Genomic DNA, 22,503 nt, shown 5'->3' with positions numbered 1-22,503 from the left:
CTTTGCGCGAGAGGACCCCTGTCGTGAACAGCGTTACTACTCCGGTCGCCTCCGCTGCCGGCCCTCGGTCGGTGCTGGCCGCCCGCACCGGGGTCGCGGTGGCGTTCGCCCTCAACGGCCTCGCCATCGGGTCCTGGTTTGCCCGGGTACCGGCGGTCCGGGAGACACTCGACCTCAGCGCGGGTCGGCTCGGGCTGCTGCTGCTCGCCATGTCGACGGGAGCGGTGGTGGCGATGCCCACCTCCGGTCTGGTCGCCCAGCGGTTGGGTACCGCCCGGACGGTGGCGCTGGGGGCCCTTCTGGTCTCCGTGGGCTTGGGGACCGCCGGTGCCTTCGCCAGCACGGCCGCCTGGCTGCCCGGGGTTGCGGTGGGCCTCTTCGCCTTCGGCTATGGCACCGGCACCTGGGATGTCGCGATGAACATCGAGGGTGCTGCCGTTGAGCGACGGCTCGGCCGCACGATCATGCCTCGGTTCCACGCCGCGTGGAGCCTGGGCTCGGTAGCCGGGGCCGGCCTCGGTGCGGTGGCCGCCCAGGTGGGGCTGGCGGTGGCCGTCCACCTGCCGCTGACTGCCGGGGTGGTGCTGGTCGGCGCGGTGTTCGGCGCCCGGGCCTTCCTGCCGGTCTCCGAGACAACGCCGGCCGCCGACGGAGTCTCCCCGGCAGCCCGCCGCCGGGCGCTGCTGGCCGCCTGGCGGGAACCACGGACCCTGCTGATCGGTCTGTTCGTACTGGTCGCGGCGTTCAGCGAAGGGGCTGCCACCGACTGGGTCGCGGTCGCATTCGTGGACGGCTACGGCGTCACCGAGGCGGCCGGAGCCGCCGTCTACGGCGTGTTCGTGATCGGCATGACCATCGGCCGGACCGTCGGCACCCTCGCCCTGGACCGCTGGGGCCGGGTACCCGTGCTCGGCGCCACGATCCTGCTTGCCGTGGTCGGCGCGAGCGTGGCGGTGCTGGCCGGTTCCGGGCCGGTCGCGGTCGCCGGCGTAGCGTTGTGGGGCCTCGGCATTGCCCTCAGCTTCCCGGTGGGGATGAGCGCAGCGGCCGACGAGGAGGAGCACGCCCCGGCCCGGGTCAGCGTGGTGGCCGTGATCGGCTACACCGCGTTCCTCGCCGGAGCGCCCCTGTTGGGCCTGATCGGGGACCGGGTCGGGACGCTGCACGCCCTGTTGGTCGTGCCGATTCTGCTACTGCCGTCGCTGGCGCTGCTGCCGGCGACCCGCCCTCCTCGCTGACCGTACTGGCGGCCTAGCTGCACCCGTCAGCTGATCTGGCGGGCCCGACTTCGGACATCCGGTCCTCGTGCCGGAGCAGCGGCGCGTACTTTGACGGCCAAGGGGTCATGACGCCACCCGGCCCGTCGGTGCCGCCGCCGGACCGCGCACGATGAGTGAGATGGGGGCATCGTGAGCATCAAGCAGTGTTTCGCCTGGTGGTCGTTCGCGGCGGCACCGCAGCAGGCGCCCGACCTGTTGCGGCAGGCCGCAGCGATCGGCTGCCAGGGCGTCGAATTCCTGCCCCGCGACCGTTGGCAGGAGGCCTACGACCTGGGCCTGCAACTAACTGTTATCGATGGCCACGAGTGTGTCGAGGTCGGCTTCAGTGATCGGGCCAATCACCGGGCGCTGGCCGATGAGGTACGCCGCAACCTGGAGGTCGCGACCGCCGGAGGGGTGCTGAACCTTGCGGTCGCTTCGGGCAACTGGTCCGGCCCTCCGCATGACGGGATCAGTATCTGTGCCGAGGGCCTGGCGCCCCTCGCCGCCGAGGCCGAGGCCGCACATGTGGGGCTGCTGCTGGAACCGCTCAACTCGAAGGTGGACCACGTCGGGCACGAGTGCGACTCAACGGCGTGGGCGGCGGCGGTCGTCGAGCGGGTCGGCTCGCCGGCGCTGCGGATGCTCTACGACATGTACCACATGCAGATCATGGAAGGTGACCTTATTCGGACAATAAGGGAAAAGTTTTCCTTTATTGGCCACGTCCACGTGGCCGGTGTGCCAGGCAGAGCCGAACTCGACGACCGCCAGGAGGTGAACTGGCAGGCGATCGCCGCAACGCTGCGGGAGCACGGCTACCCCGGGTATGTGACCCACGAGTTCATCCCGCGGGGCGACCCGGTCGCCGCACTGCGGCAGGCCTTCCAGGTCTTCGCCCAGCCGGCCGTCGAGGCCGCCCGCAGTTGACCGGGTGTGCCGACCGCGCCCGATCGCGGTGCGGGTCAGCGTCGCCTCGGACGGTGGATGTCCACCTCCGAACGGTGGCCCCGCCTGGCTTTGCCGTCAGCTGATCTGGCGGGCGGCGGCGCGGCCGGCGACCCGGCCGGAGAAGAGACAGCCGCCGAGGAAGGAACCTTCCAGGGCGTTGTAGCCCATCATGCCGCCACCGCCGAACCCGGCGACCTCGCCGGCGGCGTAGAGGCCGGGAAAGGCGTCGCCGTCGGGAGTCCGGCAGCGACCGTCCAGGTCGGTCTCCAGCCCACCGAGGGTCTTGCGGGAGAGAACATTGAGCCGTACGGCGATCAGCGGCCCGGCCTTCGGATCCAGGAGGCGATGCGGCGCGGCGACCCGCAGGAGCCGGTCACCGCGGTAGTTGCGGGCGGAGCGGATCGCCTTGACCTGGGCATCCTTGCAGAAGGTGTTGGTGAGCTGTCGGTCCCGTTCGGTGACGAGCGTACGGATCCGGCCGACTTCGATCGCCGGCACGTCTGGGTCGGCGATGCGGTTCATCCCGGTGACGAGGTCGTCGAGGGTGTCCGCGACGACGAAGTCCTCGCCGTGCCGCTTGAACGCCTCGACCGGTCCGGGAGCACCGGCCCGCACCCGGGACAGCAGCAGCTTGAGGTCCCTGCCGGTCAGGTCCGGGTTCTGCTCGGAGCCGGAGAGCGCAAACTCCTTCTCGATGATCTTCTGGGTAAGTAGGAACCAGGAGTAGTCGTACCCGCTGTGGCGTAGGTGGCGCAGGGTGCCGAGGGTGTCGAAGCCGGGGAAGTACGGAGCCGGTAGCCGGTTGCCGGCGGCGTCCAGCCAGAGCGAGGAGGGGCCGGGCAGGATGCGAATTCCGTGGTTCTCCCAGATCGGATCCCAGTTCCGGAGCCCTTCGACGTAGTGCCACATCCGGTCCGGGTTGATGATGTTGGCGCCGGCTTGCTCGGCGATGCCCAGCATCCGGCCGTCCACGTGGGCCGGCACTCCTGCCACCATCCGCTTCGGCGGGCTGCCGAGCCGCGCCGGCCATGCCCGGCGGATCAGGTCGTGGTTGCCGCCAATGCCGCCGCTGGTGACGATGACGGCCTGGGACCGGGCCTGGAACTCGCCGACCATGGTCCGGCTGCTCGGCCGGCCTCGCTCGGCCGTGGTCGGCTCCAGCCGGCTGCCATGCACCCCGACCACCGCACCGGCTTCCACGAGCAGCCCGTCAACCTGGTGGCGGAACGCGAACCGGATCCGCCCGGTGTCGACGTGCGCCCGTACCCGTCGCTCGAACGGCTCCACCACGCCGGGACCGGTGCCCCAGGTGATGTGGAACCGCGGAACCGAGTTGCCGTGCCCACCGGGCCGGCCGTCGCCGCGTTCGGCCCAGCCGACCACCGGGAAGAAGCGATGCCCGTACTGCCGCAGCCAGGACCGCTTCTCGCCGGCGGCGAACTCCAGGTACGCCTCGGCCCAGGCGCGCGGCCACCGGTCCTCGTCGCGGTCGAACTGGGCGCTGCCGAACCAGTCCTGCCGGGCCAGCTCGAGGGAGTCCTGAACGCCCAACCGCCGCTGCTCGGGGCTGTCGACCAGGAACAGTCCGCCCAGGCTCCAGAATGCCTGCCCGCCCAGGTTCTGCTCCCCCTCCTGGTCAACGAGGAGCACGCTGCGGCCGAGGTCTGCTGCCTCGGCGGCGGCGACCAACCCGGCCAGACCGGCTCCTACCACGACGACGTCAGCTTCCACGGATGCCTCCTATCGGTGCGGGCGGGCACTGACCCGCTTCCGGGCCGATCGCGGGAGCGGGCCGGCGCCGGGGGTTGCCTCACCGTGCCGCAGTCAACGGGGTGACGCCACCACTTCCGCGCCGGATGAGTATGAGTATGGTCATCCCACGCGGTTCGTGGGTGGGCGGGCCGGCTGGCAGTGCGAGGGGCGGTGACCGGGGTGGGCCTCGCGGAACGGCTGACCGTGCATCGGATGCTCACGGAGCGTAGCGCGACCCTCGTGGACGAGATGGTCGGCGCGGTCGTTGACCAGGTCCCGATCTACCGCGAACTCAGCGACACCCAACTGCGGGAGGTCACGGCCATCGCCCGGTGGGCCGTCACCCGGCTCACCGAGATGTGGGTTGACGGTACTCGGCTGACCACCCGGGACATCAGCCGCTTTCGGGGCATCGGCGCCACCCGGGCCACCGACGGTCGGCCACTGCTGGCGGTGTTGCGCGCCTATCGGGTCGCGGCGGCTGTCATCACGGACGCTGTCGCCGAGCATGCCCCGCCCGGGCTGACCGTCGCCGACCTCGCGGCGTTGGTGCAGGCCCTCGTCGCCGCGCTCGACGAGTTGTCCGAGGCGCTGGCCAACGGCTACCAGCATAAGGCCGCCGAGTTGATCACCGACCGAAGTCAGCTGATCGACGAGTTCCTGCACGATCTGCTCGCCGGTCGCCAGACCTCGCCCGGCGCCCTCGCCGACCGCACCGAGCAGCTCAACGTCCGCGTTCCCGCCAGCTTCGGCCTCCTCCTCGCCGTCGGCGACCCGACGAGCCCGGAGGCCCACCCGGCCCGCGTCGCCGCGCTCGTTGCGGCTCCAGCCGTCGGCGCGGACCACGGCCCGGTCGACCTGACTACCGGTGCGCTGCTGAGCATGATGCGCGCCGGTGCGGGTGTCCTGCTGCTCCCGGACGAGCACGATCACTCCGCGGTTGCGACGGCCGTGGCTGCGGGCGGTTGGCGGGCCTGCCTGATCAGCGGTGCCTCCCCGGCGACCCTGCCCCAGGACTACCGGGCTGCGGTAGCCGCGCTCGAGCACGCACCCGCGGCGGCGTTCGCCCGCCGGACCCTGCTCGACCGCGGCGACGCGCTCACCGTCGCGGTACTGCACGGCGCACCCCCCCCGTCGACCGGGCCGCACTGCACGCCGCGGTCCTCGGGCCGGTGCTCACCCCCGCCAACGCCCACCTGCTCGAAGGGCTCGACGCGTACCTCACCCACGGGTCGGCGATCGAGGCCGCGACCGCGGTCGGACTGCACCCGCAGACCATGCGCCATCGGCTCCGCCGTCTCACCGAGCTCACCGGCCGCAGTCTGACCCACTCCTGGGACCGGCTCGTGCTCGCGGTGACGCACGCCTCACTCCCACCCCCGGGACGGTGAGCCGGCGGGTGCCTCCGGTGCGGACATGGCTCCCCATCCACCGCACCCCCAGCACAGCATCAGGGGGCGTACAGGTGGCGCTCAGCCAAAGGTGCTGCACTGGAGGCCGGCGGCACTGGAGACTCAAGGAGGAGCGGCATGGGCTGGTTCAGTCGGAAGCGGTCGCGCACCTGGGGAGCTGACGGGGTGCCGACGAAGCTCGACCGGGAGGGCACCCGCGAGGACCTGGTGGCGCTGGAACAGTTCGTCACCAGCCGGACCGGGGTCGAGTTCTACCTGGAGCCGGAGACGACGGCGACGGACACGACGGTGGTGGCGATCGCTCACGACGGCGAGTGGATCCGCCGCCGTACCAGGTCGCCACGGGTTGCCGCGGAGCTTGCCCGCCGGCTGGCCCTGCCGCTGTACGAAGCGGCCAAAATCGGCTATCCGGAGCGGATGCGCGCCTGGAACCGGGCCCACCCGGAGCGGCGCGTTCGGTAGTCGCTGTGGCCCCGCGGGCATGGCCTCGGGGCCTGGTTGACCGCTGGTCTCCCGTCGCTCGTTGACCGGGACGTATTGGTGTGGCAGAGTTCGCGGCCGGACGGCAGTGAAGGAAGCCGGTGTGAATCCGGCGCGGTCCCGCCACTGTCACCGGGGAGTGATCCTCCTTGTGGAGCCACGACCGTGCGTCGCGCGGTTGGAAGGCCGGAGGTGAGCGTTGATCCGGGAGCCAGGATACTTCGGCCGTCGGTGCACCCCAGGGCGTGGATACCCGAGGAGGACCCGATGACGCGTAGCACCTCATTCATCGACATTTGTCGTATCAAACCGGCGGATGGCGGTATGCCCGCGACCGAGCCGCGCGGTTGATCGCTGCCTGACGCGCGCCCCGGTCAGCCGCCCGGTCGGGCGGCCTGAGGCGGTGCCCGCGAGGCTGAATCGTCTCCCGTTTCGCTGATCGCCCGCACCCCGGCGCGGGCGTCACTCTCCGGAGTTTGCCGTGCGCATTCTGCTGCTCTCCACCGCCGACACCGACCTGCTCGCCGCGCGGGCCAGCGGGGCCGACTATCGCCTGGCCAACCCGACCCGGGTGGCCATTGAGGGCGTCCCGGAACTGCTCGACGGCGTGGACCTGGCCGTCGTACGTCTGCTCGGTGGCCGGGCCGCCTGGCCGGACGGACTGGCCGCGGTCCTCCGCTCGGACGTGCCGACGGTGGTGTTGGGCGGGGAGAGCGTCCCCGACGCCGAGCTGACCGCCGCCTCCACCGTGCCCTCCGGTGTCACCACCCAAGCCCTGTCCTACCTGGTCGAGGGGGGCCCGGAGAACCTGGCGCAGCTGGCCCGGTTCCTCTCCGACACGGTGCTGCTCACCGGCGAGGGGTTCGCGCCCCCCGCACCGACTCCGGCGTACGGGATGCACGGTGAACGGTCGACCGATCCGGACCGACCCACCGTCGGGATCGTCTTCTATCGGGCACACGCGCTCGCCGGCAACACCGCCTTTGTGGACACGCTCGCCGACGCCGTGGAGGCCGCGGGGGGCAACGCGGTGCCGATCTTCTGCGGCTCGTTGCGCGGGCTGACCGCTGGCGCGGGTCCACTGGAACTCTTCGCCCGCTGCGACGCGCTGCTGGTCACCGTGCTCGCCGCCGGGGGCACCGTGGCCGCCGACGCGGCCGGCGGTGGCGACGAGGACGCCTGGGACGTGGGTGCGCTCGCCGCCCTCGACCTGCCGGTCATCCAGGCGCTCTGCCTCACCAGCACGCGGGAGCAGTGGGCCGACAGCGACGCCGGGCTGTCCCCGTTGGACGCGGCGATGCAGGTGGCGATCCCCGAGTTTGACGGGCGGATCGTCACCGTGCCGTTCTCCTTCAAGCAGATCGACGCCGACGGGCTGTCGGTCTACGCGCCGGAGCCGGAGCGCGCCGCCCGGGTGGCCGGAATCGCCGTCCGGCACGCCCGGCTGCGGCACCTGCCGAACGCCGGCAAGCGGGTGGCGGTGGTGCTCAGCTCGTACCCGACAAAGCACTCCCGGGTCGGCAACGCCGTCGGCCTGGACACTCCGGCCAGCGCGGTGCGGCTGCTCGCCGCGCTGGCCGCCGCCGGCTACGACCTCGGCGCGGCACCCGTCCCGGACGACGGGGACGCCCTCATCCACGCCCTCATCGCCGCCGGCGGCCACGATGTCGAGTGGCTCACCCCCGAGCAGCTCGCCGCCGCCAGCGCACGGGTGCCGCGGGAGACGTACCGGCGGTGGTTCGACGAGGTGCCGGCGCCGCTGCGCGCCGCCATGGTCAGCCACTGGGGGGAGCCGCCGGGCGAGCTGTACACCGACGGCGGCGACCTCGTCCTGGCCGGCCTGCGGTTCGGCAACGTGGTCCTGCTGATTCAGCCGCCCCGCGGCTTCGGGGAGAACCCGATCGCCATCTACCACGACCCGGACCTGCCCCCGAGTCACCACTACCTGGCCGTGTACCGGTGGCTGGCCGCCCCCGCCACGGCGGGGGGCTTCGGCGCGGACGCCGTGGTGCACCTGGGCAAGCACGGCACCCTGGAGTGGCTGCCGGGCAAGGGCCTCGGACTGGCCGCCGACTGCGCACCGGACGCGGTCCTCGGTGACCTGCCGCTGGTGTACCCGTTCATCGTCAACGACCCCGGGGAGGGGACGCAGGCCAAGCGCCGCGCGCACGCGGTCGTCGTCGACCACCTGGTGCCGCCGATGGCCCGCGCCGAGACCTACGGGGACCTGGCGAAGCTGGAGCAGCTACTCGACGAGTACGCGACCGTGCAGGCGCTCGACCCGGCGAAGGTGCCCGTCGTACGGGGACAGATCTGGGAGCTGGTACGCACCGCGGAGCTGCACCACGACCTGCACCAGTCGGAGATGCCGGCCGCCGACGACTTCGACGACTTCGTGCTGCACCTCGACGGTTACCTCTGCGAGGTCAAGGACGTGCAGATCCGCGACGGCCTGCACGTGCTGGCCGAAGCACCCGTCGGCGAGGCTCGGGTCAACCTGGTGCTGGCCGTGCTGCGTGCCCCACAGGTGTGGGGCGGGACCCGGGCCCTGCCCGGGCTGCGGCAGGCCCTCGCCGCAAGCTACGGCCTGGACGAGTCCGCGCTGCTTGCCGCGCCCGGGGACCGGGTGCGGGTACCGGCCGCGTTGACCGAGGTGGCCGATGGCCCGGCCGGCACCGCCGCCGACGCCGTCGACCTGATCGAGGGTCTGGCCCGGCGCCTCGCCCTCGGGATGGAGACGCTCGGCTGGCCCTCCGACCGGGTGGAGGAGGCCGTCGTCGAGGTCACCGGCCGGGCGATTCCGGAGGTCGCCGCGGTACTGCGCTTCGCCGCCACCGAACTGGTGCCGCGGCTGGAGCGCACCACCGACGAGCTGGCGCACACCCTCGCCGCCCTCAACGGGCGGTTCGTGCCCCCGGGGCCGTCCGGCTCACCCACCCGGGGCCTGGTCAACGTGCTGCCCACCGGCCGCAACTTCTACTCGGTTGACCCGAAGGCGATCCCGAGCCGCAACGCCTGGGAGGTCGGCGTGGCCCTAGCCGACTCGCTGCTGAGCCGGCACCTCGCCGACACCGGGGCGTACCCGCGCTCGGTCGGGCTCACCGTGTGGGGCACCAGCGCCATGCGGACGCAGGGCGACGACATCGCCGAGGTGCTCGCGCTACTCGGCTGTCGGCCCACCTGGGACGACCGGTCCCGGCGGGTGACCGGGGTCGAGGTGGTGCCCCTGACCGAGTTGGGTCGCCCCCGCATCGATGTGACCGTCCGTATCTCCGGCTTCTTCCGGGACGCTTTTCCGCACGTGGTGGCGCTCGTGGACGACGCGGTACGACAGGTGGCCGCGCTGGACGAGTCGGCCGCGGACAACTACCTCCGGGCGCACGTGGCCGAGGACCTCGCCGGGCACGGCGACGAGCGCCGGGCCACCGCGCGGATCTTCGGGTCGAAGCCGGGCGCGTACGGGGCCGGACTGCTTCCGCTGATCGATGCCCGGAACTGGCGCAGTGACGCCGACTTGGCCGAGGTGTACGCGGTGTGGGGTGGCTACGCGTACGGGCGGGGGCTGGACGGCCGGGAGGCCCGCACCGACATGGAACGTGCCTTCGCGCGGATCGCGGTGGCGGTGAAGAACCAGGACACCCGGGAGCACGACATCGTCGACTCCGACGACTACTTCCAGTACCACGGCGGAATGGTGGCGATGGTCCGGCACCTCACCGGCGCCGCACCGGCCGCGTACGTCGGCGACTCGGCGATGCCGCACGACGTGCGGACCCGCACCCTCAGTGAGGAGACCCGCCGGATCTTCCGGGCCCGGGTGGTCAACCCGAGGTGGGTCGCGGCGATGCGTCGGCACGGCTACAAGGGCGCTTTCGAGCTGGCGGCCACCGTCGACTACCTGTTCGGCTACGACGCCACGGCGGGTGTGGTCGATGACTGGATGTACGAGCGGCTCGCTGAGGCGTACCTGTTTGACGAAGAGACCCGGGAGTTCCTGGAGCGGTCCAACCCGTGGGCGCTGCGCGGTATGACCGAACGGCTGCTCGAGGCCGCCGACCGGGGGCTATGGGCGAAGCCGGAGCCGAGCACCCTGGATCGGCTCCGGGAGACGTATCTGGCCAGTGAGGGTGATCTGGAGGACCGCGGATGAGCACGACGAGTGAACCGGGCATGCGGGTTCCACGGCCGCCGCGACCGGAGGCGCCCGGGGCGAACTACCCGTTCTCGGCCGTGCTCGGTATGGCCGACATGCGTCTGGCGCTGCTGCTGAACGCGGTCAACCCGGCGATCGGCGGGGTGCTGGTGCGCGGCGAGAAGGGCACCGCCAAGTCCACCGCGGTGCGCGCCCTCGCCGCTCTGCTGCCACCGGTGGTCCGGGTCGCCGGCTGCCGGTTCGCCTGTGATCCGCAGACGCCCGACCCCGGCTGCCCGGACGGTCCCCACCCGGGGGTGCCGGCGACCGAACGTCGCCCGGCCGCGTTGGTCGAGCTGCCGGTCGGCGCCGCCGAGGACCGGGTGGTCGGCTCGCTCGACCTGGAGCGGGTGCTCGCCGACGGGATCCGCGCCTACGAGCCCGGCCTGCTCGCCGCTGCCCACCGGGGGGTGCTCTATGTCGACGAGGTGAACCTGCTCCACGACCATCTGGTTGACCTGCTGTTGGATGCCGCCGCGATGGGGCGCTGCCACGTCGAGCGGGAGGGCGTGTCGGTCCGCCACGCAGCCCGGTTTCTGCTGGTCGGCACGATGAACCCGGAGGAGGGGGAGCTACGTCCACAGTTCCTCGACCGGTTTGGGCTGACCGTGGAGGTGACGGCCAGCCGCGACCCGGCCGTACGGGTGGAGGTGGTGCGTCGTCGGCTCGACGCCGACGCGGACCCGGCTGGCTTCGCCGCCCGCTGGGCGGGGGAGGACGCGGCGGTTGCCGGGCGGGTGGCCGACGCCCGCGCCCGGCTGGACCGGGTGGTGCTGACCGACGCCGCCCTGCGGCAGATCGCCGAGGTCTGCGCAGCCTTCGATGTGGACGGGATGCGGGCCGACATCGTCACCGCCCGGACCGCCGTGGCGCACGCCGCCTGGCAGCGCCGGGACCGGGTGAGCGCGGAAGACGTTCGGGTGGCCGCCCGACTCGCCCTGCCACACCGTCGCCGCCGGGACCCGTTCGACCCTCCGGGACTGGACGAACAGCGCCTCGATGAGGCGCTGAACCGGGCGCAGGAGGAGCATCCCGACGACCCGGACGACAGCGGCACCGACCGTGGTCCGGGCGATGATGCCGGACCCGACGGTGATCCGGGGGGCGGCACCACACCCGACGGCGGCCCCGGCGGGGGCACCGGTCCCAGTGGTGCGGGCGGCCCGGCTGGCGACACCGGGCCCGAGCCGGACGTCGGCGCCGCGGCAGACATCCACCCCGGTGGCGGCGCCGACCCGATGGCGGACCCGTCCGGTCCGGACCGGCCCGCGGTCGCCGAAGACGATGCGCCCCAGTCCACGCACCCGAGCCGGGATGCGGATTCGAGTGGGGTCCCGCACCCGGTGGCCGCACCGCAGCTCGGGCTCCGGGCGCGGTTGTTCACCGCGCCGGGCCGCGGTGAGGGGGTGCCGGGCCGGCGGTCGCTGGCGCGGACCGGGCGGGGCCGCACCACCGGCGCCCGGGTACCGGCCGGGCGTCTCGGCGCGCTGCACCTGCCGGCGACGATCCGCGCCGCCGTCGGACACCAGGTCACCCGGGGACGGGCCGGTGGACCGCTGCGGATTCGCCCGGCTGACGTACGGGAGGCCGTTCGGGAGGGGCGAGCGGGCAACCTGGTGCTCTTCGTGGTGGACGCCAGCGGTTCGATGGGTGCCCGGCAGCGGATGAGTGCCGTCAAGGGCGCGGTGCTCGCGCTGCTCACCGACGCCTACCAGCGCCGCGACAAGGTGGCGGTGGTCGCCTTCCGCGGTGCTGGCGCGCAGGTCCTGCTGCCCGCTACCGCCTCGGTGCTCGCTGCCTCCACCCGGCTGGCCGAGCTACCCACCGGTGGGCGTACCCCGCTCGCGGAGGGCCTGCTCGCCGCCGCTGAGCTGTTGCGGGTGGAGCGCCTACGAGACCCCCGCCGGCGACCGTTGACCCTGGTCCTGACCGACGGTAGGGCCACCGCCGGGGCGGACCCGTTGCCCCGCGCGGCGCGGGCGGCGGCGGTGCTGCGCGCGACCGGCACCCCCTGTGTCGTCGTGGACTGCGAGTCCGGCCCCGTCCGCCTCGACCTGGCCCGCCGCCTGGCCACCCAGCTGGCCGCCGCCCACCATCCCCTGCCCACCGTGACAACCGCCCCGTTGGCGGCGTTGGCGACCGCCGGCTTCGCCGCGGAGCGGAGCGTGCTCTGATGCCGCAGGGTAAACCGACGCACGTGCCGGCCGACGGGCTCACGACCCGGCAGCGGCGGAACCGCCCGTTGCTGATCGTCCACACCGGATCGATGAAGGGAAAGTCCACCGCCGCCTTCGGTCTCGCGCTGCGGGCCTGGACCGCGGGACTGCCGATCGGGGTGTTCCAGTTCGTCAAGAGCGCCAAGTGGCGGGTGGGCGAGGAGAGCGCGTTCCGCGCCCTCGGCGAAGTACACGAGCAGACCGGTCAGGGCGCCCCGGTGAGCTGGCACAAGATGGGTGAGGGCTGGTCCTGGATCCAGCGCGACGGCGCGGCCGACCACGCCGCCGACGCCCGTGAGGGGTGGCGGCAGATCCAACGCGACCTGGCTGCCCAGCGGTACGGCCTCTATGTGCTTGACGAGTTCACCTACCCGATGAAGTGGGGCTGGGTGGACGTCGCCGAGGTGGTCGACACCCTCACCACCCGACCCGGTTTTCAACACGTCGTCATCACCGGCCGGGACGCCGACCCGCGCCTGGTGGCCGCCGCCGACCTGGTTGCCGAACTGACCAAGGTGAAGCATCCGATGGACGCCGGCCAGAAGGGCCAGAAGGGCATCGAGTGGTGAGCGTCCCCTGGTCACTGCCACGGGTCGTGGTCGCCGCACCGGCCAGCGGCCACGGCAAGACCACAATCGCCACCGGGCTGCTCGCCGCACTGCGCCGTCGGGGCCACACGGTCAGTCCACACAAGGTCGGCCCGGACTACATCGACGCCGGCTACCACGCGCTCGCCGCCGGCCGGCCCGGCCGCAACCTCGACCCGTGGCTGGTGGGGGAGGCGCGGATCGCCGGTCTGCTGCGGCACGGCGCGGCCGTGCCCCGCCCCGCCGACATCGCGGTGATCGAGGGGGTGATGGGGCTGCACGACGGTGCGGTCGGCCACCGCGGGTATGCCTCCACCGCCCACGTCGCCCGGCTCGTCGCCGCGCCCGTGTTGCTGGTGCTCGATACCACCGCCCAGGGGCGCAGCGCCGCCGCCCTGGCCCTCGGAATGAGCGCCTTCGACCCGGCGGTGCGAATCGGTGGGGTGGTTCTCAACCGGGTCGGCTCGCCCCGGCACGAGTCGTTGCTGCGCGCGGCCCTGGCCGAGGTCGGCGTACCGGTGCTGGGCGCGGTCACCCGGGACGCCGAGGTCGCCGCCCCCGCCCGCCACCTCGGCCTGGTGCCGGTCGCGGAGCGGGCCGCCGAGTCGATCGCCGTGGTGGACGCGTTGGCCGACCTGGTGGGAGCCACCGTGGACCTCGATGCGGTGTTGGAGCTGGCCCGGAGCGCGCCGCCACTGACCGCGTCGGCCTGGGACCCCGTCGCCGCCGTCGGCGGCCCGGCCGGGTCCGACCGTCCGGTGGTCGCCGTCGCCGGTGGCCCGGCCTTCACCTTCGGTTACGCCGAGACGACCGAGCTGCTCACCGCCGCCGGTGGGACCGTCGTCTCCTTCGACCCGCTCCGCGATGCGGCGCTGCCGTCGGGCACCCGGGCGGTGGTTGTCGGCGGAGGCTTCCCCGAGGTGCACGTGGAGGCGCTCGCCGCCAACACCGGGCTGCGCGCCGATCTGGCCGCCTTCGACGGGCCGGTGGTGGCCGAGTGCGCGGGCCTGCTCTACCTGGGACGTGAACTGGACGGGGTGCCGATGTGCGGCCGACTTGACCTGACCGCCCGAATGACCGGACGGCTCACCCTTGGTTACCGGACGGCCGTCGCTGCCGCCGATTCGGTGGCGCACGCCGCCGGTGACCGGGTCCGGGGGCACGAGTTTCACCGCACCGGCACCGACCCCGGTCACGGTGAGCTGCCGGCGTGGCGGTGGGACGGCGTCGCGCACGGCTTCGTCGCCGGTCGGATCCACGCCTCGTACCTACACACCCACTGGGCCGGCCAGCCCCGAGCAGCCCAGCGGCTGGTAGCGGCGGCGACCCGGTGACCGCGACGCTGACCGGGGTCGGGGTGGGACCTGGCGACCCCGAGCTACTCACCGTGCGTGCGGTACGGGTGCTGCGCGAGGCCGACGTGGTCTTCGTACCCGTGCTGGACCGGCCCGAGGGTGCCCGGGCCGTCGGCCGGGCCGAGACCACCGTCGCCCCGTACGTTTCGCCGGAGCGGCTACGCCGGCTGCCGTTCGCACTGGACGACCGGGGTGGGGTGACCCAACGGCGGGAGAGCGCGTGGAACGCCGCCGCGCAGGCGGTCGCCACCGCCGTCGACGACGGCGCCCGCGCACTGGCCTTCGCCACCATCGGCGACCCCAACGTCTACTCCACCTTCGGCTATCTGGCGCAGACCCTCCGCGAACTGCGGCCGGCGGTCGCCGTGCACACCGTCCCCGGCATCACGGCCATGCAGGAACTCGCCGCCAGAAGCGGAGTTCCACTCTGCGAGGGGCGAGAGCCGCTGACCCTGCTGCCGGCCACCGCCGGGCTGGCGCTCTTCGCTGACGCGGTCGCCGGGCCCGGCACGGTCGTCGCCTACAAGGGGTGGCGGCGGCACGCGGAGCTGCTGGCCGAGCTCCGCCGGCAGGGTCGACTCACCGACGCGGTGCTGGGCAGCGGGCTGGGTCTGGCCGGCGACCGCGTCGGTCCAGCCACCGAGGCCGGCGACGACCCGCCGTATCTGTCGACACTGCTGGTCCCGGCCCGCCGGGACCGCCGAGGGGGGAAACTGTGAGCGGCACCGTCTGGTTCGTGGGCGCCGGGCCTGGCGCGGCGGATCTGCTGACCCTGCGCGCGGCCCGGGTGATCGCCACCGCTGACGTGGTGGTCTGGGCGGCCAGCCTGGTCCACGCCGACGTGCTGGCCCACGCCCGACCGGACGCCGAGATCGTCGACTCGTCGCGGCTGCCGATGGAGGGGGTGCTGCCCCTGTACCGGCGGGCCGCCGCCGACGGGTTGACCGTGGCCCGGATCCACTCGGGCGACCCGGCGCTGTGGGGCGCGGTGCAGGAGCAGCTCGACCTGTGTCGGGCACTCGGGCTGGCCGTGGAGATCGTGCCGGGGGTCTCCTCGTTCACCGCGGTCGCCGCCCGGGTCAGTCGGGAGTTGACCGTTCCGGAGATTGCGCAGTCGGTCATCCTCACCCGGTTGGAGGGCGGGAAGACGCCGATGCCGCCGGGTGAGCGGGTGCGTGAGTTCGCCCGGCACGGCACCACGATGGCGTTGTTCCTCTCCGCCGCGCGCTCCGGTCAGGTGCAGGCCGAGCTGCTCGCCGGAGGGTACTCGGCCGACACCCCGGCGGTCGTGGCATATCAGGCGACCTGGCCGGACGAGCTGGTGGCGCACTGCACCGTCGGCACCCTCGCGGCGACGGTCCGGGAACACCGGCTCTGGAAGCACACCCTCATCCTGGTCGGGCCGGCGCTGGCGGCTGCCGGTACCCGTTCGCACCTCTACCACCCGGGGCACTTCCACGGTCACCGGCGGGCGGAGCCGGCCGCGCGGGCCGCCCTTCGTCGGGAGGCCACCGATCGGGGGGCGCCGAGGGCTGGCGATTCCAGCACCGCCGATTCCAGCACCGGTGGTCCGGCCCGCTCCGGCCCCGCCGGACCGGGGTCGGAACAGGCGGATCAGCCGACCTGATGGCCTACGACCTGCCGCCGCTGCGCGAGCCGGACCTGCCGCGTACCGCGAAGGTCCGGCCCGTGGCGCTACGTACCGGCTGGACCACCGGCGCCTGCGCGACGGCCGCGACGAAGGCCGCGCTGACCGCCCTGGTCACCGGAGTGTCGCCGGAGCAGGTCGAGATCGGACTGCCGGCCGGGCGGCGGGTGCGCTTCCCGGTGGCCCGCTGCGACCGTACGGCTGGCGGCGCCGAGGCGGTGGTGGTCAAGGACGCCGGCGACGACCCGGACGTCACCCACGGCGCCGAGCTGACCGCCACGGTTGGCTGGCGGCGGGTCCCCGGACTGGCCCTGGAGGGTGGGCCCGGGGTGGGCACGGTGACCAAGCCGGGGCTGGGGCTGCCGGTCGGTGGACCGGCGATCAACGACACTCCGCGTCAGATGATCGGTGCGGCGGTCGCCGAGCTGGTCGACCTGGCCGTCCTCGGCGTCCGGGTGGTGATCAGCGTCCCGCGCGGCGAGATCATGGCCCGGAAGACCACGAACCGTCGGCTCGGCATCCTCGGCGGCATTTCGATCCTCGGTACGACCGGTGTGGTCAGACCCTTCTCCACCGCGTCCTGGCGGGCCAGCGTCGTGCAGGCCGTACAGGTGGCGGCTGCTCAGAAAGAGTCGACGGTGGTGCTGTGCACGGGCGGGCGGACCGAGCGGGCCGCCCGAGAGCTGCTGCCGGAGCTGCCGGAGGTGTGCTTCGTGGAGGTGGGTGACTTCACCGGTGCGGCGGTCACCGCCGCCGTCACGCATGGCCTGTCCGGGGTGGTCTTCGTCGGCATGGCCGGCAAGCTGGCCAAGCTCGCCGCCGGGGTGCTGATGACCCACTACACCCGTTCCAAGGTGGACCTGTCGCTCCTCGGCACCGTCACGGTCGAGGCGGGCGGCACCGCCGAGCTGGCCGCCGCCGTCACCGCCGCCAACACCGGTCGGCACGTGTACGAGTTGTGGGAGGCGGCCGGCCTGCTCGGCGGTGCCGGTGACCTGCTCTGCCGTCGGGTCCGCGCGGTGCTGAGACGCTTCGCCGGGGACGCCGTCGCCGTTGACGTGGCGATGGTCGACTTCGCCGGCGTGCGGTGCGTGGCCGCCAGTGGGCGGTGGGCCCGGTGACCGGTACGCCAGGTCGGCGGAGCACCAGCGCCGACGGCCTCGGTGACTCCGGCGTCGCCGGTGGTTCCGCTGCCGCAGCGCCGGTGGTGACGGTGGCCGGTGTGGACGCCGCCGGTAACCCGGCACACCCCGCCCTCGCCGCCGAGCTGGTGCGGGCGGGGCTCGTGGTGGGTGCGGCCCGCCACCTGGCGGCTGCGCCGGTGCCGGCCGGGGTGGAGACGGTTGTGCTCGGTCCGTTGTCGCCGGCCCTGGAGCGGCTCACCACCGCGGTTGCCGCCGGCATTCCGGCCGTCGTCCTCGCCAGCGGTGATCCGGGCTGCTTCGGGATCGTGCGGCGGCTGCGGGCGGCCGGGCTGCCGGTGCGGGTGCTACCGGCGGTGTCCAGCGTCGCCGCCGCGTTCGCCCGGGCCGGGCTCTCCTGGGATGGCGCGGCCGTGGTCAGCGCCCACGGTCGGGACGCCCGAGCGGCGCTCAACGCCTGCCGGGCGTTGCCCCGGGTCGCGGTGCTCACCGCGCCGGGTGCGGGGGCCGCCGAGCTCAGTGCCGGTCTGGCGGGCTGGTCGCGTCGGCTGGTGGTGGCCGAGCACCTCGGCACCGACGCCGAACGGATCACCTGGACGACCCCGGCGGAGGCGGCGGCCGGTAGCTGGACCGATCCGCACGTGCTGCTGAGCCTCGCCCCCACACCGGTCGGAGCAGCGCGGGTGGACAACCAGCCGGCCGCCGCCCCGGCCGCCGGGTGGGCGCTGCCCGAGGGGGCGTACCGGCACCGCGACTCGATGATCACCAAGGCGGAGGTGCGGGCGCTGGTCGTGGCCGGGCTGCGGCCCCGGCTTGGCCGGTTGGTGTGGGACGTGGGTGCCGGCAGCGGCTCGGTGGGCATCGAGTGTGCCCTGCTCGGTGCGGCGGTCGTCGCGGTTGAGCGGGACCCGGCCGCCGTCGACCTGGTGCACGACAACGCCGCTCGGCACGGCGTGGACGTACGGGTGGTTCCCGGTGTTGCCCCGGCCGCCCTGGACGGGCTCCCCGACGCCGACTCGGTCTTTGTCGGCGGGGGCGGTATCGGGGTGCTTGCCGCGGTGGCGGCCCGCCGACCGGCGCGGGTACTCGTCGCGCTCGCCGCGCTGGACCGGGTCGCCCCGGCCCGGGGCGTGCTGCGTACCGCCGGCTACACGGTCAACGGTGTCCAACTCTCCGCCGCCCGCCTCGCCGACCTGCCCGGCGGGTCGATCCGTCTCGCGGCCACCAATCCGGTGGTCGTCCTCACCGGGGAGCGCCTGTGAAGCACGTCGAATGCACGGATGCGCGGTCGCGCCGGATCGGTCTGGTCGCGGTCACCGCGGCGGGGCGCCGGCATGCCCGTGTCCTCGCCGATGCCTGGCCGCAGGCCCGGCTTCTGGAGGCGGAGAGCGCCGCCGCCGGACTCCGGGCCGCCTGGTCGGAGTGCGACCAGATCGTCGCGTTCCTGGCCACCGGAGCGGTGGTCCGCCTCCTCGCGCCGCTGCTGGACGACAAGCACAGCGATCCGGCGGTGGTGACGGTGGACGAGGCAGCTCGGCACGCGGTGGCCCTGCTCGGTGGGCACGCCGGCGGTGCCAACGCCCTCGCTGCCGACGTCGGGGCGCTACTCGATGCGGCGCCGGTGGTCACCACCGCCACCGACGCGGTCGACCTGCCCGGCCTGGACACCCTGGGTTGGCCGGTCGAGGGGGCGGTCGCCGCGGTGAGCCGGGCGATCCTGGACGGCGAGCCGGTCACGGTGGTCGCCGACGCGCCCTGGCCACTGCCGGCACTGCCAGCCAACGTCCACGTCGCCCCGGCCGGCCCCGCCGGTGCCCCCGCTGCGCGCTATCGGGTGCTGGTCACCGACCGGATCGTGCCCCTGGACGGGCGGACCGCCGTGCTCCGGCCCCCCTCCCTGGTCGCCGGGGTCGGGGCGAGCCGTGGCGTGCCAGCTGCGGAGGTGCGTGCCCTGCTGGATCGGGTGCTCGCCACCGCGGGCCTCAGCGCGGCGAGCCTGCGCTGTTTGGCCAGCGCCGACATCAAGGCTGACGAGGACGGTATCCGCAGCACCGCCGACGCGCTGCGGATACCCCTGACAACCTGGTCCGCCGCGGAGCTGGCGGCGGTTGCGGTACCCAACCCCAGCGAGGTGGTTCGCGCCGCGGTCGGCACGCCGAGCGTCGCGGAGGCCGCGGCCTTGCTCGGCGGCGACGCCGAACTGCTGGTCGCCAAGACCGCGACCGCGATGGCGACCGTCGCGGTCGCCCGGCACACGCCGCGCGGCCGGCTCGCCCTGGTCGGCCTCGGGCCCGGTGCGGCCGACCTGCGTACCCCCCGGGCGGTGACCGAGCTACGGCGGGCCGCCGTCGTGGTCGGTTTGGACCAGTACCTGGACCAGATCCGCGACCTGTTGCGCCCGGGGACCCGGGTGCTCGCCAGCGGGCTCGGTGCCGAGGAGGAGCGGGCCCGGTCCGCCGTCGCCGAGGCCACCGCCGGTCATGCCGTCGCCCTGGTCGGATCCGGCGACGCCGGGGTGTACGCGATGGCGAGCCCTGCCCTGGAGTACGCCGACGAGCGGGTCGATGTGGTCGGCGCGCCCGGGGTGACCGCCGCCCTCGCGGCGGCGGCCCTGCTCGGGGCGCCGCTGGGGCACGACCACGCCTACCTGAGCCTCTCCGACCTGCACACCCCGTGGGAGGTCATCGCCCGCCGGGTGGCCGCTGCGGCGCAGGGGGACTTCGTCGCGGTGCTCTACAACCCGCGTAGCCGGAAACGGGACTGGCAGTTGCCAGCTGCGCTGCAGCTCTTCGCGGAGCACCGGAAACCGGAGACACCGGTCGGCGTGGTCCGCAACGCCAGCCGGGACGGGCAGCGGGTGCACCTGGCCACCCTGGCCACCCTCGATCCGGCGATCGTCGACATGTACGGCGTCGTGGTCGTGGGTAGTAGCCAGACGCGCCGGATCGCCGGCCGGATGGTTACCCCGCGGGGCTACCGGTGGCGGGCATGACCGGCCCCGCACCGGTATTCGTTGACGCCTGCCAGGGCTGTGGGGCCTGCCTGTTGACTTGCCCCACGCACGCCATCCGGCCGGTGCCCGGCGGCCTCGTCATCCGGGCTGACCGCTGCACCGGTTGCCTGGAATGCCTGGAGATCTGCCCGGTCGGCGCCATCCGCGCCACCGGCTCGCGACACCTGGAGGAGCCGATGGTCATCACCCCGGTCAACCCCGCACCTGCGCAGGAGGACGGATGAGCCGGTCGGTGCATCCGATCGAGGTGGAGTCGTACCGAATTCTGCGGGAGCGGGTCGACCTTCGGCACCTGTCGCCGCTGACCCGAGCGGTCACCGAGCGGGTGGTACACGCCAGCGCGGACCTGAGCTACGTGACCGATCTGGTTTGTGACGAGGCCGCGCTGGCCGGTGGGCTGGCCGCGCTCCGGTGCGGCGCCCCCGTCGTGGCCGATGTGGCGATGGTCGCCGCTGGGATCACCGGTCGGGCGACGGTCTGCCCGGTTGCCGAGGCGGGCACCGCCGGGCTGGCCCGGCAGGCCGGGATCACCCGCTCGGCTGCTGCGGTGCGGGTCGCCCTGGAGCGGGTGGGGCCCGGTGCGGTGTGGGTGATCGGCTGCGCGCCTACCGCGTTGACCGAACTGCTCACCCTGGATGCCCGGCCGGCCCTCGTGGTCGGCCTGCCGGTGGGGTTCGTCGGTGCCGCGGAGTCGAAGGCCGCGCTGCGGGTCAGCGGCCTGCCGGGAATCTCGAACCGGGGCGAGAAGGGCGGGTCGGCGGTGGCCGCCGCTGCCCTCAACGCCCTGCTCTATGTGGAGGGGGAAGAGTGACCGCACTGGTCATCGTTGGACACGGCACCCGCAGCGCCGAGGGAGTGGCGCAGTTCGCCGCGCTGGTCGAGCGGGTGCGCACCCGTGCCAGCGATACGGTCGGCGACGTCGAGGGCGGCTTCATCGAGTTGTCTCGTCCGCCCCTGACCGACGCCGTCGGCGCGCTCGTCGATCGAGGGCACCAGGCGCTGGTGGCGCTGCCGCTGGTGTTGACCGCGGCCGGGCACGGCAAGGGCGACATCCCGGCCGCACTGGCCCGGGAAGAGCAGCGCCATCCCGGCCTGTCCTACGCCTACGGCCGACCGCTCGGTCCGCACCCGACGCTGCAGACCGCCCTTGCGGAGCGGATCGACGCGGCGCTGGCCGGTGCGGATCGGGCCGGCACGTGGGTGGCGTTGATCGGGCGTGGCTCCACCGACCCGGACGCGAACGCCGAGGTGGCCAAGGTGGCCCGGTTGTTGTGGGAGGGACGGGGTTACGCGGGCGTGGAACCGGGCTTCATCTCGCTCGCCGAGCCGTCCGTGCCGGCGGTGCTGGACCGGTTACGCCGGCTCGGGGCGCGGCGGATCGTCGTCGCTCCGTACTTCCTGTTCGCCGGGGTGCTGCCGGATCGGATCCGGGCCCAGGCGCGGGAGTTCGCCGCCGCCCACCCCGAGTTGGACCTGCGAGTGGCGGACCTGATCGGCGACTGCGATGCCCTTGCCGACCTGGTGCTGGAGCGCCACGCCGAGGCGGTACGCGGCGACATTCGGATGAACTGCGACACCTGTGCGTACCGGGTGTCGATGCCGGGCTTCGTCGATAAGGTGGGTCGGCCGCAGACCCCGCACGACCACCCGGACGACCCGGTGGGTGGGCACAGTCACCAGCACCAGCACCAGCACCAGCACCCTGAGCCCGCGTTGCGGCCGGGTGCGGTGGCGATCGTCGGAGGTGGGCCGGGCCCGGCGGATCTGATCACCGTCCGGGGTCGGGCCTTGCTGGAGGTCGCCGACGTGGTGGTGGTGGACCGGCTCGCCCCGCAGGGCCTGCTCGCCGGATTACGCCCAGGGGTACGGGTGGTAGATGCGGCGAAGTCACCGCGGGGGCCGTCGGTCGGGCAGGACGCCATCAACACCGCACTGGTCCGGCACGCCCGCGCCGGGCGCCGGGTGGTCCGGCTCAAGGGTGGCGACCCGTACGTCTTCGGGCGCGGGCACGAGGAGGTGTTGGCCTGCGTGGCGGCCGGGGTTCCGGTGACCGTGGTGCCAGGGGTGACCAGCGCGGTGGCCGCGGCCGCCCTGGCCGGGGTACCGGTCACCCATCGCGCGACGGCGCACGAGTTCACCGTGGTCTCCGGGCACCTACCGCCGGGGCATCCGGACTCGCTGGTCGACTGGGCGGCACTGGGCCGGGCCCGGGGCACTCTGGTGGTGCTGATGGGAGTCGAGACGATTGGCGCCGTCGCCGCGGAGCTGATCGCGCACGGGCGCGCCCCGGACACCCCCGTTCTCGCCGTGCAGGACGCCGGCCACCCCGGGCAGCGTTCGTTGCCCGCGCGCCTGGACGAGATCGCTGTGGTGGCGGCTCGGGCGGGCGTGGGCCCCCCGGCGGTCTTCGTGGTCGGCCCGGTCGCGGCGTTCGCCGCGGAGCCGGTCCTGGCCGCGTCGGGCCATTGAGCTGACTCCCGGTTGTCGACCACCGCG

16 protein-coding genes, 1 pseudogene and 1 riboswitch are annotated in these 22,503 nt (G+C 73.7%); of the genes and pseudogenes, 16 read left to right on the top strand and 1 reads right to left on the bottom strand.

Going from position 1 to position 22,503, the window contains the following annotated elements:
• Positions 1 to 23: 23 nt before the first annotated feature.
• Both K228_RS0104115 and K228_RS0104110 read left to right on the top strand, forming a co-directional pair.
• Positions 24 to 1,238, top strand: coding sequence for an MFS transporter (locus tag K228_RS0104115; protein WP_025617270.1), 1,215 nt, complete (start codon positions 24 to 26; stop codon positions 1,236 to 1,238).
• A 171-nt stretch (positions 1,239 to 1,409) separates the two neighbouring features.
• Entirely contained in the window at positions 1,410 to 2,189 is a 780-nt protein-coding gene (locus tag K228_RS0104110; RefSeq protein WP_025617269.1) for a TIM barrel protein, read from the top strand.
• A 96-nt stretch (positions 2,190 to 2,285) separates the two neighbouring features.
• Here K228_RS0104110 and K228_RS0104105 read toward each other — a convergent pair whose 3' ends face one another.
• A complete protein-coding gene (locus K228_RS0104105; RefSeq protein ID WP_025617268.1) occupies positions 2,286 to 3,941 on the bottom strand; it encodes an FAD-binding dehydrogenase in 1,656 nt (551 codons plus the stop codon).
• A 201-nt stretch (positions 3,942 to 4,142) separates the two neighbouring features.
• On the opposite strand from K228_RS0104105, the pseudogene K228_RS25310 reads away from it, so the two are divergent.
• The 14 genes and pseudogenes from K228_RS25310 (at position 4,143) to cobA (ending at position 22,476) form a co-directional block, all read left to right on the top strand.
• Positions 4,143 to 5,353, top strand: a pseudogene (locus tag K228_RS25310) (RsbRD N-terminal domain-containing protein).
• A gap of 138 nt (positions 5,354 to 5,491) precedes the next feature.
• Positions 5,492 to 5,836, top strand: a complete 345-nt coding sequence (locus tag K228_RS0104095) for a hypothetical protein (RefSeq protein WP_025617267.1) — start codon at positions 5,492 to 5,494, stop codon at positions 5,834 to 5,836.
• Between the two features lie 109 nt (positions 5,837 to 5,945).
• Positions 5,946 to 6,076, top strand: a riboswitch (cobalamin riboswitch).
• A gap of 259 nt (positions 6,077 to 6,335) precedes the next feature.
• Entirely contained in the window at positions 6,336 to 10,004 is a 3,669-nt protein-coding gene (gene cobN / locus K228_RS0104090; protein WP_025617266.1) for a cobaltochelatase subunit CobN, read from the top strand.
• Positions 10,001 to 12,220 carry a VWA domain-containing protein gene (locus K228_RS0104085; RefSeq protein ID WP_025617265.1) on the top strand — a complete coding sequence of 740 codons (2,220 nt, stop codon included), beginning with the start codon at positions 10,001 to 10,003 and terminating at the stop codon, positions 12,218 to 12,220. Before cobN ends, K228_RS0104085 begins: the two co-directional genes overlap by 4 nt.
• A complete protein-coding gene (gene cobO / locus K228_RS0104080) occupies positions 12,220 to 12,831 on the top strand; it encodes a cob(I)yrinic acid a,c-diamide adenosyltransferase (RefSeq protein ID WP_019872397.1) in 612 nt (203 codons plus the stop codon). The genes K228_RS0104085 and cobO overlap by 1 nt, the downstream gene beginning before the upstream one ends.
• On the top strand, positions 12,825 to 14,183 hold the full coding sequence (locus K228_RS0104075; protein WP_025617264.1) for a cobyrinic acid a,c-diamide synthase CobB: 1,359 nt from the start codon (positions 12,825 to 12,827) through the stop codon (positions 14,181 to 14,183). Before cobO ends, K228_RS0104075 begins: the two co-directional genes overlap by 7 nt.
• Positions 14,180 to 14,923, top strand: a complete 744-nt coding sequence (gene cobI / locus K228_RS0104070; protein ID WP_025617263.1) for a precorrin-2 C(20)-methyltransferase — start codon at positions 14,180 to 14,182, stop codon at positions 14,921 to 14,923. The genes K228_RS0104075 and cobI overlap by 4 nt, the downstream gene beginning before the upstream one ends.
• A complete protein-coding gene (cobM, locus tag K228_RS0104065; protein ID WP_025617262.1) occupies positions 14,920 to 15,831 on the top strand; it encodes a precorrin-4 C(11)-methyltransferase in 912 nt (303 codons plus the stop codon). Before cobI ends, cobM begins: the two co-directional genes overlap by 4 nt.
• Positions 15,831 to 16,973 carry a cobalt-precorrin-5B (C(1))-methyltransferase gene (locus K228_RS0104060; RefSeq protein WP_025617261.1) on the top strand — a complete coding sequence of 381 codons (1,143 nt, stop codon included), beginning with the start codon at positions 15,831 to 15,833 and terminating at the stop codon, positions 16,971 to 16,973. The genes cobM and K228_RS0104060 overlap by 1 nt, the downstream gene beginning before the upstream one ends.
• On the top strand, positions 16,940 to 18,256 hold the full coding sequence (locus tag K228_RS0104055) for a bifunctional cobalt-precorrin-7 (C(5))-methyltransferase/cobalt-precorrin-6B (C(15))-methyltransferase (RefSeq protein WP_025617260.1): 1,317 nt from the start codon (positions 16,940 to 16,942) through the stop codon (positions 18,254 to 18,256). Before K228_RS0104060 ends, K228_RS0104055 begins: the two co-directional genes overlap by 34 nt.
• Complete coding sequence (cobJ, locus tag K228_RS0104050; protein WP_025617259.1) at positions 18,253 to 19,986, top strand: precorrin-3B C(17)-methyltransferase; 1,734 nt, start codon at positions 18,253 to 18,255, stop codon at positions 19,984 to 19,986. The genes K228_RS0104055 and cobJ overlap by 4 nt, the downstream gene beginning before the upstream one ends.
• On the top strand, positions 19,974 to 20,231 hold the full coding sequence (locus K228_RS0104045; protein ID WP_025617258.1) for a DUF362 domain-containing protein: 258 nt from the start codon (positions 19,974 to 19,976) through the stop codon (positions 20,229 to 20,231). The genes cobJ and K228_RS0104045 overlap by 13 nt, the downstream gene beginning before the upstream one ends.
• On the top strand, positions 20,228 to 20,818 hold the full coding sequence (locus K228_RS0104040; RefSeq protein WP_025617257.1) for a precorrin-8X methylmutase: 591 nt from the start codon (positions 20,228 to 20,230) through the stop codon (positions 20,816 to 20,818). Before K228_RS0104045 ends, K228_RS0104040 begins: the two co-directional genes overlap by 4 nt.
• Entirely contained in the window at positions 20,815 to 22,476 is a 1,662-nt protein-coding gene (gene cobA / locus K228_RS0104035; protein ID WP_025617256.1) for a uroporphyrinogen-III C-methyltransferase, read from the top strand. The genes K228_RS0104040 and cobA overlap by 4 nt, the downstream gene beginning before the upstream one ends.
• Positions 22,477 to 22,503: the final 27 nt, after the last annotated feature.

This window comes from Salinispora cortesiana (assembly GCF_000484695.1).
In the GTDB taxonomy this organism is placed as follows: Bacteria; Actinomycetota; Actinomycetes; order Mycobacteriales; family Micromonosporaceae; genus Micromonospora; species Micromonospora cortesiana.
The sequence above is the reverse complement of the archived record's forward strand: the minus strand, read 5'-3'. Positions and strand labels throughout refer to the sequence as shown.

What these genes read in the sequence shown, in the direction of transcription:
- K228_RS0104095 (WP_025617267.1), top strand. Translation starts at nt 5,492, where the DNA reads ATGGGCTGGTTCAGTCGGAAGCGGTCGCGCACCTGGGGAGCTGACGGG.
- K228_RS0104085 (WP_025617265.1), top strand. Translation starts at nt 10,001, where the DNA reads ATGAGCACGACGAGTGAACCGGGCATGCGGGTTCCACGGCCGCCGCGA.
- cobO (WP_019872397.1), top strand. Translation starts at nt 12,220, where the DNA reads ATGCCGCAGGGTAAACCGACGCACGTGCCGGCCGACGGGCTCACGACC.
- K228_RS0104060 (WP_025617261.1), top strand. Translation starts at nt 15,831, where the DNA reads ATGGCCTACGACCTGCCGCCGCTGCGCGAGCCGGACCTGCCGCGTACC.
- K228_RS0104040 (WP_025617257.1), top strand. Translation starts at nt 20,228, where the DNA reads ATGAGCCGGTCGGTGCATCCGATCGAGGTGGAGTCGTACCGAATTCTG.